Below are 13,723 nucleotides of genomic sequence, written 5' to 3'. Positions count from 1 at the left end.
TCGAGAGTTACTCGTCTTCCAGCTCGATGTTGATACCCAGCGAACGAATCTCTTTCAACAGTACGTTGAAGGATTCCGGCATGCCTGGTTCCATCTGATGGTTGCCGTCCACGATGTTTTTATACATCTTAGTACGACCGTTCACGTCATCAGACTTAACGGTGAGCATTTCCTGCAGGGTGTATGCCGCGCCGTATGCTTCAAGCGCCCACACTTCCATCTCCCCGAAGCGCTGACCACCGAACTGAGCCTTACCACCCAGCGGCTGCTGAGTAACCAGGCTGTAAGAACCGGTAGAACGCGCATGCATCTTGTCATCAACCAGGTGGTTCAGTTTCAGCATGTACATGTAGCCAACGGTAACCTGGCGCTCGAACTGCTCACCGGTACGACCGTCGAACAGTGTGATCTGACCGGAAGTCGGCAGGCCACCCAGCTGTAACAGTTCCTTGATTTCAGACTCTTTCGCACCGTCGAATACCGGCGTTGCGATCGGCATACCTTTTTTCAGGTTTTCAGCCAGACGCAGAACTTCTTCATCGCTGAAGGTATTCAGGTCAACTTTCTGACGAACATCTGAACCCAGATCGTAAGCACGCTGGATGAATTCGCGCAGTTTCGCGACTTCTTGCTGCTGTTTCAGCATAGCGTTGATCTTATCGCCGATACCTTTTGCAGCCATACCCAGGTGGGTTTCAAGGATCTGACCGATGTTCATACGCGATGGTACGCCCAGCGGGTTCAGTACGATATCTACCGGCGTACCGTTAGCATCGTGTGGCATATCTTCGATCGGGTTGATCTTAGAGATTACACCCTTGTTACCGTGACGACCTGCCATCTTATCACCAGGCTGGATCCGACGTTTAACCGCCAGATAAACCTTAACAATCTTCAGCACGCCCGGTGCCAGATCGTCGCCCTGAGTGATTTTACGGCGTTTCGCTTCGAGTTTTTTCTCGAACTCGTGTTTCAGTTCGTCGTACTGCTCAGCCAGTTGTTCCAGCTGATTTTGTTTCTCTTCGTCGGTCAGGCCGAGTTCTAACCAGCGGTCGCGAGGCAGTTTGTCCAGCTTCTCAGCTTCAACACCACCGGAAACCAGCACAGCGTAGATACGGCTGAACAGGCCAGCTTCGAGGATCTGCAGTTCTTCAGACAGGTCTTTTTTCGCCTGCTTCAGCTGCATCTCTTCGATTTCCAGCGCACGTTTGTCTTTTTCTACGCCATCGCGAGTAAAGACCTGAACGTCGATAATCGTACCGGAAACACCGTTTGGCACGCGCAGAGAAGAGTCTTTAACGTCAGACGCTTTCTCACCGAAGATCGCACGCAGCAGTTTCTCTTCTGGCGTCAGCTGGGTTTCACCTTTCGGCGTTACCTTACCAACCAGAATATCGCCACCGGTCACTTCCGCACCGATATAAACGATACCGGATTCATCCAGTTTCGAGAGCGCAGCTTCACCCACGTTCGGGATGTCAGCGGTGATCTCTTCCGGCCCCAGCTTGGTGTCACGGGACACACATGCCAGTTCCTGAATGTGGATGGTGGTGAAACGGTCTTCCTGGACAACACGCTCGGATACGAGGATGGAGTCTTCGAAGTTGTAACCATTCCATGGCATGAATGCCACGCGCATGTTCTGACCCAGCGCCAGTTCACCGAGGTCGGTGGACGGACCGTCTGCCAGCACATCACCACGTTCAACCGGCTCGCCCAGAGATACGCAAGGCATCTGGTTGATACAGGTGTTCTGGTTAGAACGGGTGTATTTGGTCAGGTTATAAATGTCGATACCTGCTTCGCCCGGGTACATCTCGTCTTCGTTAACTTTGATAACGATACGGGAAGCATCCACGTACTGAACAGTACCGCCACGTTTAGCAACTGCAGTAACACCGGAGTCAACGGCAACAGCACGTTCCATACCGGTACCAACCAGCGGCTTATCAGCACGCAGAGTCGGAACCGCCTGACGTTGCATGTTCGCACCCATCAATGCACGGTTGGCGTCATCGTGTTCCAGGAACGGGATCAGGGACGCACCGACGGATACCACCTGCTGGGTGGATACGTCCATGTAGTCAACCTGGTCGCGGCTGAACAAGCTGGATTCGCCTTTGCTACGGCAGGTAACCAGATCTTCTACAAAGTGGCCTTCGTCATCCAGGTTGGAGTTCGCCTGAGCGATAACGTAGTTGCCTTCTTCGATAGCAGACAGGTAATGAATTTCGTCAGTTACAACACCGTCAGTCACTTTACGGTACGGCGTCTCGAGGAAACCGTATTCGTTAGTCTGTGCATACACGGACAGGGAGTTGATCAGACCGATGTTCGGACCTTCAGGCGTTTCGATTGGACATACGCGACCATAGTGAGTCGGGTGTACGTCTCGAACTTCGAAGCCTGCGCGTTCACGGGTCAAACCGCCTGGGCCGAGTGCAGAGATACGACGTTTGTGCGTAATCTCAGACAGCGGGTTGTTCTGGTCCATAAACTGAGACAGCTGGCTGGAACCAAAGAACTCTTTCACTGCTGCAGAAATCGGCTTGGCGTTGATCATATCCTGAGGCATCAGGGTATCCAGATCGCCCAGAGACAGACGCTCTTTCACCGCACGCTCAACACGTACCAGGCCAACGCGGAACTGGTTTTCCGCCATTTCGCCTACGGAACGGATACGACGGTTGCCGAGGTGGTCGATATCATCGACTTCGCCTTTACCGTTACGGATATCGATGAGCTTCTTCATCACTTCAATGATGTCGTCTTTGCTCAGGATACCGGAACCTTCGATTTCGTCGCGCAGCAGAGAACGGTTGAACTTCATACGACCAACCGCAGACAGATCATAGCGGTCTTCGGAGAAGAACAGGTTCTCAAACAGGCTTTCAGCTGCTTCACGGGTCGGCGGCTCACCAGGGCGCATCATGCGGTAGATTTCTACCAGCGCGCTCAGGCGATCGTTGGTTGGGTCGACGCGTACAGTTTCAGAAATGTACGGACCGTGGTCCAGATCGTTCGTGAACAGCGTTTCGATACGTTTGTGGCCAGACTGGCTCAGCTTAGCCAGCAGATCCAGGCTCAGCTCCATGTTAGCTGCGCAGATCAGCTCGCCAGTAGATTCGTCAACGTAGTCTTTAGCGGCAACTTTACCAGCAATGTATTCAACCGGAACTTCGATATGTTTGATATCGTCTTTTTCCAGCTGGCGAATGTGGCGTGCAGTGATGCGACGGCCTTTTTCGACGTAGACTTTGCCGTTAGCTTCGATGTCAAAGGAGGCGGTTTCACCACGCAGGCGTTCCGGCACCAGTTCCATCTGCAGCTTGTTGTCACGAATTTCGAAAACAACTTTCTCAAAGAACAGGTCAAGGATCTGCTCAGTGGTGTAGTTCAGCGCACGCAGAATAATGGTCGCAGGCAGTTTGCGGCGACGGTCAATACGTACGAACAGGTTGTCCTTCGGATCGAATTCGAAGTCCAGCCAGGAACCACGGTAAGGGATGATGCGCGCGTTATACAGCACTTTACCCGAAGAGTGGGTTTTACCTTTGTCGGAGTCAAAGAAGACGCCAGGACTACGGTGCAGCTGAGAAACGATAACACGCTCAGTACCGTTGATAACAAAGGTACCGTTGTCAGTCATGAGCGGAATTTCGCCCATGTAGACTTCTTGTTCTTTAATATCTTTTACGGTGCCTTCCGGCGCTTCGCGCTCGTAGATCACCAGACGCAGTTTTACGCGCAGCGGTGCGGAATAGGTCACGCCACGGATCTGACATTCCTGAACGTCAAACACCGGTTCGCCAAGGCGGTAGCTGACGTATTGCAGCTCGGAATTACCGCTGTAGCTCTGAATCGGGAAAACGGAACGGAAAGCTGCTTCCAGACCATACTGCCCTTCAGGATCTTGCTCGATGAACTTCTGAAACGAGTCAAGCTGGATAGAAAGGAGATAAGGTATGTCCAACACTTGTGGACGTTTACCAAAATCCTTACGAATACGTTTTTTCTCGGTATAGGAGTAAACCATTAGGGTTCCTCAGCTCGCTGACAAGTCGACCCATCTGTCCGACGAAGGGACAGTTTGTGCAACACTATTTTGTTGACCGGAAAATCGAATACTTTCCGCAATGCCTGTTGCTATCACGCTTAAACCATTTCATTGCGATTTACACAGAACTGGCGCTCTGTCGCAGTATATTAAGACGTCGATAGAAACAAGCATTGAAAGGCACAGCAGTAGTCAAACAGTGTGAAATGCTACTGGCGCCTTACAGCGCAAAAAGGCTGGTGACTAAAAAGTCACCAGCCATCAGCCTAATTTCTTAGGCTGCAACCAGAAAAGTTGGCTTATTTAACTTCAACTTCAGCGCCAGCTTCTTCCAGAGATTTTTTCAGTGCTTCTGCGTCGTCTTTGCTCACGCCTTCTTTCAGCGCAGCCGGTGCAGATTCTACCAGGTCTTTAGCTTCTTTCAGACCCAGGCCAGTTGCGCCACGTACTGCTTTGATAACAGCAACTTTGTTAGCGCCAGCAGCTTTCAGAATTACGTCGAATTCAGTTTTTTCTTCAGCAGCTTCAGCCGGGCCAGCAGCTACAGCTACAGCAGCAGCAGCGGAAACACCGAATTTTTCTTCCATTGCAGAAATCAGTTCTACAACGTCCATTACGGACATAGCGGATACTGCTTCAATGATTTGATCTTTAGTGATAGACATTTAAATTGTTCCTGAAAATCAGAATAAGTTTATACGTAAGCAGATGCTTGAGAAAGATAACTGCGATTAAGCAGCTTCTTTCGCATCGCGTACAGCAGCCAGAGTACGAACCAGTTTGCCAGCCGAAGCTTCTTTCATGGTTGCCATCAGGCGTGCAATTGCTTCTTCGTAGGTCGGCAGAGTTGCCAGGCGATCGATATTCGATGCCGTAATCAACTCACCTTCAAAGGCTGCGGCTTTGACCTCAAATTTTGCATTCGCTTTCGCGAACTCTTTGAACAGACGAGCAGCAGCGCCCGGGTGTTCCATAGAGTATGCAATCAGGGTCGGACCAACAAACGTGTCTTTCAGGCACTCGAACTGAGTACCTTCAACGACGCGGCGCAGCAGGGTGTTACGAACAACACGCATGTATACGCCAGCTTCACGACCTGCTTTACGCAGTTCAGTCATTTTATCTACAGTTACGCCACGGGAATCCGCAACTACTGCAGACAGCGCGCCTTTGGCTACTTCGCTGACTTCAGCAACAATCGCTTGTTTGTCTTGAAGATTTAAAGCCATTAGCTTTGCTCCTGGATGTTTGCCGGAACTCATGTTCCGGAACTCACTTCACTCCCCCCAACGGAGAGAGCGTCTAAATACGGTGAGCAGAAACAAGCCAGAGTATCAGAAATAATCTTAGCGTTCTGTCACCGTCTACGCAGGGCATTAAGTTTCTTACGAAACACCTGCGGTCTTCGACGGAGGCCTGGATAGGCCAGGCTCCAACGAACAAATCTTGTCTATGACTTCGCCCTTTGAACCGTAGCCGTGTTAGCTGCTCTCGTTCACACCGGTCATGTAGTTAACTACACTCCCGGCGATTCACTCAATTGCTGCCTTGCTACAATTCAAATGACTCGCATAGAGTTCTGTTTATTTCAACAGAAACGTGGGGGTAAGATTGTAGACAAAATCACCGCCCACGTAAAGGCGAATATTAGTTCGCTACAGTCGCAGTCAGACCGGACTGATCAACGGCAACACCAGCACCCATGGTGGTGGAGATGCTAACTTTCTTGATGTACACGCCTTTTGCCTGAGTCGGTTTTGCTTTTTTCAGCGCAACCAGCAGAGCTTCCAGGTTTTCTTTCAGTTTGTCAGCGTCAAAATCCACTTTACCGATGGTGGTGTGGATGATGCCGTTTTTGTCGTTACGGTAACGAACCTGACCCGCTTTAGCGTTCTTAACAGCTTCAGCAACGTTAGGAGTTACAGTACCAACTTTCGGGTTTGGCATCAGGCCGCGCGGACCCAGAACCTGACCCAGCTGGCCAACAACGCGCATTGCATCCGGGGAAGCAATAACAACGTCAAAGTTCATTTCGCCTTTCTTGATCTGTTCAGCCAGATCTTCCATACCTACCAGCTCAGCGCCTGCAGCTTTAGCAGCTTCAGCGTTTGCGCCCTGGGTAAATACAGCTACGCGAACGGAACGGCCAGTACCGTGCGGCAGTACAGTTGCACCACGTACGTTCTGGTCAGATTTACGAGCGTCGATGCCGAGGTTAACAGCAACGTCCACGCTTTCTACGAATTTAGCAGTGGCCAGCTCTTTCAGCAGAGCGATAGCTTCGTTGATGTCGTACTGCTTAGTAGCATCAACTTTGTCACGGATCACGGACATGCGCTTGGTCAGTTTAGCCATTTCTTAGTCCTCCACTACCAGGCCCATGGAACGTGCAGTACCTTCAATGGAGCGAGTCATCGCTTCAATGTCGGAACCAGTCATGTCGGCAGCTTTGGTCTGCGCGATTTCCTGCAGCTGAGCGCGGGAAATTTTACCCACTTTGTCTTTGTTCGGCTTGCCGGAACCAGACTTGATACCAGCCGCTTTCTTCAGCAGAACTGCTGCTGGAGGCGTTTTGGTAACGAAAGTGAAAGAACGGTCAGCGTAAACGGTGATAACAACCGGGATCGGCAGACCTTTTTCCATGGAATCAGTTTTAGCGTTGAACGCTTTGCAGAATTCCATGATGTTCACGCCTTGTTGACCCAGTGCTGGACCTACCGGCGGACTCGGGTTAGCCATACCAGCTGCAACCTGCAGCTTGACATAGGCTTGGACTTTCTTAGCCATTCTAAATTCCTCTGATTGGGTTATAGCGCCTCAAGGAGGCTCCCCGTGATTAAGTTCGTTTTACGGATAGGATCCATAAAAACAAAAGGCGCGAAATTGTATTCCAATCTCGCGCCTTGTGCAACGATTAAATCGTCGCTTTTTTGATCGGCGTGTTAGGCTTTTTCAACCTGAGCGAAGTCCAGTTCAACCGGAGTCGCACGACCGAAGATAGATACGGAAACTTTCAGACGAGACTTCTCGTAGTCCACTTCTTCAACCACGCCGTTAAAGTCAGCGAACGGACCGTCACTAACGCGAACCATTTCACCTGGTTCAAACATCGTTTTCGGACGCGGCTTATCACCAACCTGCTGCAGACGGTTCATGATCGCATCAACTTCTTTGTCGCTGATCGGCGCCGGACGGTCGGATGTACCGCCGATAAAGCCCATCACACGCGGCACGCTGCGCACCAGGTGCCAGCTTGCATCATTCATCACCATCTGGACCAGTACATAGCCCGGGAAGAACTTACGCTCGCTCTTACGACGCTGGCCACCACGGATTTCGACTACTTCTTCGGTCGGCACCATGACTTCGCCAAACAGCTCTTCCATATTTTGTAACTTGATATATTCGCGCAGCGACGTGGCTACGCGGCCTTCAAAACCGGAAAACGCCTGAACGACGTACCAGCGCTTTTTAGGGGCTTCAGACATCTTAGAACCTCAGGCCAGTGATAAAGGATACCAGGCGAACCAGAATACCATCCAGTCCCCACAGGATCAGTGACATTACTGCGGTAACCGCAGCCACAATTAATGTGGTGTGCAATGTTTCCTGGCGAGTTGGCCAAATGACCTTACGGACTTCGGTTCTCGCTTCACGGGCAAAAGCAACGGTCGCTTTACCTTTTGTTGTCAACAGCGCGACACCACCCGCTGCGGCAATCAGAATCACTACGGCCAGCGCACGCAGCGGCAGCATCATGTCACGATAGAGGTAGTTGCCAACGATAGCTACAAGCAGCAATACAGCGACAACAACCCACTTCATCGCTTCCAGGCCGCGCCCGCTTCCTTGAGCTTCGGTATTCGCACTCATAAACCAACCTGTCAGAAGTATTCTACAAACATTTTCACCCCGCGTAAGCGAGGCGATCCAAACCGAAATGCTCTGGTGCGTTTCGGACTAAACGCCCTCTTCAGAGCCTGTCTCAGCAATGATTATGACAAAAAAAATCACTGATGAGCCAGGTTCTGGTGTGAAAGCGTGCAAAAAGGGCATCAAATGATGCCCTTTTATTGCGCATTGCGTCAAATGTTATTCGGCAATTAGCTCATTACTTTGGCAACAACGCCCGCACCAACAGTACGACCGCCTTCACGGATTGCGAAACGCAGACCGTCGTCCATCGCGATTGGGTGGATCAGGGTAACAACCATTTTGATGTTGTCGCCCGGCATTACCATCTCTACGCCTTCCGGCAGTTCGATGGTACCAGTCACGTCAGTAGTACGGAAGTAGAACTGCGGACGGTAGCCTTTGAAGAACGGAGTATGACGGCCGCCTTCGTCTTTGGACAGAATGTACACTTCAGATTCGAATTTGGTGTGCGGCTTGATAGAACCCGGCTTAGCCAGTACCTGACCACGTTCGATTTCTTCACGTTTGATACCACGCAGCAGAACACCAACGTTCTCACCAGCACGGCCTTCGTCCAGCAGTTTGCGGAACATTTCAACGCCGGTACAGGTAGACTTAGCAGTGTCCTTGATACCAACGATTTCAACTTCTTCACCAACTTTGATGATACCGCGCTCTACACGACCGGTAACAACGGTACCACGACCGGAGATGGAGAATACGTCTTCGATAGGCAGCAGGAACGGCTTGTCAATCGCACGCTCTGGTTCTGGGATGTAAGAATCCAGGAAGCCAGCCAGTTCGATGATTTTCGCTTCCCACTCTGCTTCGCCTTCCAGCGCTTTCAGAGCAGAACCACGAACGATCGGAGTGTCGTCGCCCGGGAAATCGTACTGAGACAGAAGTTCACGAACTTCCATTTCTACCAGTTCCAGCAGCTCTTCGTCATCAACCATGTCGCATTTGTTCAGGAACACGATGATGTACGGAACGCCTACCTGACGACCCAGCAGGATGTGCTCACGAGTCTGCGGCATCGGGCCGTCAGTCGCAGCAACAACCAGGATCGCGCCGTCCATCTGCGCAGCACCGGTGATCATGTTTTTAACATAGTCGGCGTGGCCCGGGCAGTCTACGTGTGCGTAGTGGCGAGTCGGGGTGTCATATTCAACGTGAGAAGTGTTGATGGTGATACCACGAGCTTTTTCTTCCGGCGCGTTATCGATCTGGTCGAATGCACGAGCAGCACCGCCGTAGGTTTTAGCCAGTACGGTAGTGATTGCAGCGGTCAGCGTTGTTTTACCATGGTCAACGTGGCCGATAGTACCGACGTTAACGTGCGGTTTAGTACGTTCAAATTTTTCTTTAGACATCGATTGTCCCTCTAAGACACGGATAAATCGGTGATATCACCACATCAACCAGGCAATACGCCTGAGCTGTTGAATGCTTTTAAAAGTAAACAGAGAGAAACGGGAAGGAGAAGTGAAGTGGTGCTGATACCCAGAGTCGAACTGGGGACCTCACCCTTACCAAGGGTGCGCTCTACCAACTGAGCCATATCAGCACGTCTGGAGCGGGCAGCGGGAATCGAACCCGCATCATCAGCTTGGAAGGCTGAGGTAATAGCCATTATACGATGCCCGCATCCTGAAACTCGGCTACCCAGTTCTTTCTGTAACAAAAAAGAGATTTCTCTCTTTTCTGTTCGAGCTGATTAATTTTTTAACCAACTCAGGCGGCGATAACGCTGCCAGAAAGTGGTGGTGGGGGAAGGATTCGAACCTTCGAAGTCTGTGACGGCAGATTTACAGTCTGCTCCCTTTGGCCGCTCGGGAACCCCACCGGACTTGATGGTGCCGACTACCGGAATCGAACTGGTGACCTACTGATTACAAGTCAGTTGCTCTACCTACTGAGCTAAGTCGGCATCAAGTAGCGCGCATTTTATGGAGACATGCGCACTCATGCAACTAAAAAATTGCATAAAATGTTCTATCGCTCACATTTTGCACTATACGACCGATAAATAATCTATTTCCTCTTTAAAATGGACAAATTTCCAACGTCAGCCGCGTACCCTGGAGGCATTTTGCTCCGGCTTATCGTTATCAATAGAGAGAAAGTGCATCTTTATACATCTGGAATAGCCGTCACATTGCGTTTCAGGGGATGATTTTTTCTTATTATTCCCTCTCATCTGGTGTTACCCTCCTGCCCATTGTCCAAATTAACTGAAATGTGCGTGCCATTGCGTACCGGGGATGATTTCGTTTTTTACCGCAGACCTGAGATAGCAATGACAGCCAGACCATGCGTATGAGTATAAAAGAGCAAGCGTTAACGTCGCCTTACCTACAGTTTGATCGCAACCAGTGGGCTGCGCTTCGTGATTCCGTGCCGATGACCCTGACCGAGGAAGAGATTGCTCGTCTGAAAGGCATTAACGAAGACTTATCGCTGGAAGAAGTTGCCGAAATTTATTTGCCCCTATCGCGTTTGCTTAATTTTTACATCAGTTCGAACCTGCGGCGTCAGGCTGTGCTGGAGCAATTTTTAGGCACCAACGGCGAGCGTATACCTTATATTATTAGCATTGCTGGCAGTGTCGCCGTCGGCAAAAGTACGACTGCGCGTGTGTTGCAGGCATTGCTAAGTCGCTGGCCCGAACATCGTAAGGTTGAGCTAATCACTACCGACGGTTTTCTTCATCCCAACCAGGTGTTGAAAGAACGTGGACTCATGAAGAAGAAAGGCTTCCCTCAGTCCTATGATATGCACCGTCTGGTTAAATTCGTTTCCGATCTTAAGTCTGGCGTCCCCAACGTTACGGCACCGGTCTATTCTCATCTGATCTATGATGTGATCCCTGATGGCGACAAAACCGTTGCCCAGCCCGATATATTAATACTCGAAGGGCTCAATGTATTACAAAGCGGGATGGACTATCCTCACGATCCACATCATGTATTTGTTTCTGACTTTGTCGACTTTTCTATTTATGTTGATGCGCCAGAAGAATTACTCCAGACGTGGTATATCAACCGTTTCCTGAAATTCCGCGAAGGGGCATTTACCAACCCAGACTCTTATTTTCATAACTATGCGAAATTGTCGGAAGATGAGGCCATCAACACGGCCACATCGCTATGGAAAGAGATTAACTGGTTGAATTTAAAACAAAATATACTCCCAACGCGTGAGCGGGCCAGCTTGATCATGACCAAAAGCGCCAATCATGCCGTTGAGCAAGTCAGGCTGCGTAAATAAATAAAAAAGGGGAGCCGCAGCTCCCCTTCTTATTATTCAGCGCTTCTAAGCGATATTTCCCCACCCATCCAGGGTTTGATCACACCATTTTGTTCAAGCAATAATGCACCTTGCGCATCTATTCCGCGAGATACGCCAAATATTTCTTTATCGCCAATAATGAGTTTCACAGGACGGTCGATAAAGTTATCCAGCGTCTTCCAGCGGGACAGGTAAGGCGCTAAGCCCTCATGCTCAAACAGTATCAGCGCAGCACGCAGCTCACGGATCAGTCGGGCCGCCAGAGTATTGCGGTCAATGTTGATACCCGCTTCCTGCAGGTTAATCCAGCCTTGATTAACCACATTCTCTTCAACCCGACGCATGGACATATTAATACCCGCGCCAATAACAATTTGCGCGGCATCGCCCGTCTTACCGGTAAGTTCAACCAGTATCCCTGCCAGTTTGCGGTCAAGTAAATAGAGATCGTTGGGCCATTTAACACGAACTTTATCCGCACCCAGATCGCGTAAAACCTCGGCCATGACAATACCAATCACCAGGCTCAGGCCAATCGCAGCGGCCGGACCCTGTTCCAATCTCCAGAACATTGAAAGGTATAGGTTAGCGCCAAATGGAGAAAACCATTTGCGTCCACGGCGACCACGCCCAGCCTGCTGATATTCAGCGACGCAGGCATCTCCTGACTCCAACTGACCAATTCGGTCCATCAGATACTGATTGGTTGAGTCGATAACCGGCAGGACCGTGATATTCCCACCATCCAACTGAGAATGAATAAGTGCTGAATCTAATAGCTGGATAGGCTCAGGTAAGCTGTATCCTTTGCCAGGAACAGTAAATACATCAACACCCCAGTCACGTAGCGTCTGGACATGCTTATTGATTGCCGCCCGGCTCATTCCCAGCTTTTCACCGAGTTGCTGACCGGAGTGAAATTCGCCATCGGCCAATAATGAAATAAGCGTCAGGGGGACGGTATTATCCTTCATGCAACGGTCTCCACGGCATTTACTTCCCCCTGCGGGCCAATAAAGCGGACTTCTGGTTCGAGCCAGACATTGAATTTCTCACCGACTTTTTGGCGTACGTGATGTGCAAGTTGCACTACATCCTGACTCGTCGCATGATCTGCATTGATCAGCACCAGCGCCTGCTGCTGATGTACCGCTGCGCCACCAATGCGCATACCTTTTAGCTGGCACTGATCGATAAGCCAGCCAGCAGCCAGTTTCACAGAACCATCAGCCTGCGGGTAATGAGGCGCTGTGGGGAATTTTGCCAGGAGTTCCTGCGCAATATCTTCGGTGACAACCGGATTTTTAAAAAAGCTTCCCGCATTACCGTTTATTTTCGGATCGGGCAGCTTTGTGGTGCGCATATGGCAAACAGAATCAAAAACCTGCTGAGGCGTCACGGTGGCAGGATCCAGACGCGTCAGGTCACCGTAAGTCAAAACGGGCTGCCACTGTTTAGGTAAGCGCAGACCAACGGCTACAATCGCGAAACGATCCTGGTACTCATGTTTGAAGATGCTGTCACGGTAACCAAATCGGCATTCTGCGGCGCTAACGCGCAGATGTTTGCCGGTCGAAAGCTCTACGCAGTCTACGTATTCGCAGACGCGCTGCAACTCTACACCATAGGCACCAATATTCTGGATTGGCGATGAGCCCACGCAACCGGGAATGAGCGCCAGATTTTCCAGCCCAGGCATGCCGTGCTCCAGCGCATAGCGCACCAACTGATGCCAGTTTTCACCCGCGCCTACGTGTAAATGCCACGCGTCAGGTTGTTCGGTAATTTTAATACCCTTGATACGATTGACGATCACCGTTCCATGGAAGGTCTCAAGAAACAGGACGTTACTCCCCTCGCCCAGGATCAGTACTGGATGATGTGATGCATTGGCTGATTGCCAGGCATTCAGTAGTTGTTGCTCGTTTTCCGCGCAGACAAGCTCATTAGCTTGTTGATCGATACCGAAGGTGTTCCAGGCTTTAAGGGAGTGATTCATAGACGCTTTCCTGATGCAAAATCGCGCTTAGTTTACCGCATATGCCGCAGGATGGCTTGTGTTATGGAGGCTCAGGATGTTGCTTTGCACTCAATGGTGCCGCGATGTGCCTGATGCGCTGCGCTTATCAGGCCTACCTGGTGGTGCTGTTGTTGGCCGGATAAGGCGGTATGCCGCTTCCGGCAGTGTTCACCCCGCACAGACGCAAAAAAGCCCATCCGGCAGGATGGGCTTCTTCACTAATTTAAAACAAAAGGCCCAGTCTTTCGACTGAGCCTTTTGTTTTTATTTGATGCCTGGCAGTTCCCTACTCTCGCATGGGGAGACCCCACACTACCATCGGCGCTACGGCGTTTCACTTCTGAGTTCGGCATGGGGTCAGGTGGGACCACCGCGCTACAGCCGCCAGGCAAATTCTGTTATCAACACACCTTTTTGGTCTGTTGATGTCATCTGTAATC

The 13,723-nt window shown here is 50.6% G+C and carries 11 protein-coding genes, 4 tRNA genes, 1 rRNA gene and 1 pseudogene; 2 read left to right on the top strand and 15 right to left on the bottom strand.

What is annotated here, in order from left to right; all coding sequences use genetic code 11:
* Positions 1-7 precede the first annotated feature (7 nt).
* The 12 genes from rpoB to E1B03_RS02300 all read right to left on the bottom strand — a co-directional run bounded on the left by rpoB (position 8) and on the right by E1B03_RS02300 (position 9,902).
* Positions 8-4,036, bottom strand: coding sequence for a DNA-directed RNA polymerase subunit beta (gene rpoB, locus E1B03_RS02355; protein ID WP_003033111.1), 4,029 nt, complete (start codon positions 4,034-4,036; stop codon positions 8-10).
* A gap of 320 nt (positions 4,037-4,356) precedes the next feature.
* On the bottom strand, positions 4,357-4,722 hold the full coding sequence (rplL, locus tag E1B03_RS02350) for a 50S ribosomal protein L7/L12 (protein WP_000028882.1): 366 nt from the start codon (positions 4,720-4,722) through the stop codon (positions 4,357-4,359).
* A gap of 66 nt (positions 4,723-4,788) precedes the next feature.
* Positions 4,789-5,286, bottom strand: a complete 498-nt coding sequence (gene rplJ, locus E1B03_RS02345) for a 50S ribosomal protein L10 (protein WP_005132895.1) — start codon at positions 5,284-5,286, stop codon at positions 4,789-4,791.
* Between the two features lie 418 nt (positions 5,287-5,704).
* Positions 5,705-6,412, bottom strand: a complete 708-nt coding sequence (gene rplA / locus E1B03_RS02340) for a 50S ribosomal protein L1 (RefSeq protein ID WP_016155300.1) — start codon at positions 6,410-6,412, stop codon at positions 5,705-5,707.
* Between the two features lie 3 nt (positions 6,413-6,415).
* The gene (rplK, locus tag E1B03_RS02335; protein WP_003033122.1) at positions 6,416-6,844 is read right to left on the bottom strand and encodes a 50S ribosomal protein L11; all 429 of its coding nucleotides are present in this window, start codon (positions 6,842-6,844) and stop codon (positions 6,416-6,418) included.
* A 155-nt stretch (positions 6,845-6,999) separates the two neighbouring features.
* On the bottom strand, positions 7,000-7,545 hold the full coding sequence (gene nusG, locus E1B03_RS02330; RefSeq protein ID WP_003033125.1) for a transcription termination/antitermination protein NusG: 546 nt from the start codon (positions 7,543-7,545) through the stop codon (positions 7,000-7,002).
* Position 7,546: 1 nt separating this feature from the next.
* Positions 7,547-7,930 carry a preprotein translocase subunit SecE gene (gene secE, locus E1B03_RS02325; RefSeq protein ID WP_003033128.1) on the bottom strand — a complete coding sequence of 128 codons (384 nt, stop codon included), beginning with the start codon at positions 7,928-7,930 and terminating at the stop codon, positions 7,547-7,549.
* A 230-nt stretch (positions 7,931-8,160) separates the two neighbouring features.
* The gene (gene tuf / locus E1B03_RS02320) at positions 8,161-9,345 is read right to left on the bottom strand and encodes an elongation factor Tu (protein ID WP_016157942.1); all 1,185 of its coding nucleotides are present in this window, start codon (positions 9,343-9,345) and stop codon (positions 8,161-8,163) included.
* A gap of 118 nt (positions 9,346-9,463) precedes the next feature.
* Positions 9,464-9,539: transfer RNA gene (locus E1B03_RS02315), tRNA-Thr, on the bottom strand.
* 5 nt (positions 9,540-9,544) lie between these two features.
* A tRNA-Gly gene (locus E1B03_RS02310) sits at positions 9,545-9,619 on the bottom strand.
* 114 nt (positions 9,620-9,733) lie between these two features.
* Positions 9,734-9,818 (bottom strand) — tRNA-Tyr (locus tag E1B03_RS02305).
* A gap of 8 nt (positions 9,819-9,826) precedes the next feature.
* Positions 9,827-9,902, bottom strand: a tRNA-Thr gene (locus E1B03_RS02300).
* Positions 9,903-9,921: 19 nt separating this feature from the next.
* Here E1B03_RS02300 and E1B03_RS26405 point away from each other — a divergent pair.
* Together E1B03_RS26405 and coaA are read left to right on the top strand one after the other, a co-directional pair.
* Positions 9,922-10,002: pseudogene (locus tag E1B03_RS26405) on the top strand (hypothetical protein); the annotation flags it as partial.
* A gap of 289 nt (positions 10,003-10,291) precedes the next feature.
* On the top strand, positions 10,292-11,242 hold the full coding sequence (gene coaA, locus E1B03_RS02295) for a type I pantothenate kinase (protein ID WP_043018507.1): 951 nt from the start codon (positions 10,292-10,294) through the stop codon (positions 11,240-11,242).
* Between the two features lie 32 nt (positions 11,243-11,274).
* Here the strand turns inward: coaA and birA are convergent, their stop codons facing one another.
* The 3 genes from birA to rrf all read right to left on the bottom strand — a co-directional run bounded on the left by birA (position 11,275) and on the right by rrf (position 13,672).
* On the bottom strand, positions 11,275-12,237 hold the full coding sequence (gene birA, locus E1B03_RS02290; protein ID WP_103772089.1) for a bifunctional biotin--[acetyl-CoA-carboxylase] ligase/biotin operon repressor BirA: 963 nt from the start codon (positions 12,235-12,237) through the stop codon (positions 11,275-11,277).
* Positions 12,234-13,262 carry a UDP-N-acetylmuramate dehydrogenase gene (gene murB, locus E1B03_RS02285; protein ID WP_133085626.1) on the bottom strand — a complete coding sequence of 343 codons (1,029 nt, stop codon included), beginning with the start codon at positions 13,260-13,262 and terminating at the stop codon, positions 12,234-12,236. Before murB ends, birA begins: the two co-directional genes overlap by 4 nt.
* A gap of 294 nt (positions 13,263-13,556) precedes the next feature.
* Positions 13,557-13,672, bottom strand: a 5S ribosomal RNA gene (rrf, locus tag E1B03_RS02280).
* Between the last annotated feature and the right edge of the window lie 51 nt (positions 13,673-13,723).

Source organism: Citrobacter arsenatis (assembly GCF_004353845.1).
Taxonomy (GTDB): domain Bacteria; phylum Pseudomonadota; class Gammaproteobacteria; order Enterobacterales; family Enterobacteriaceae; genus Citrobacter; species Citrobacter arsenatis.
The sequence above is the reverse complement of the archived record's forward strand: the minus strand, read 5'-3'. Positions and strand labels throughout refer to the sequence as shown.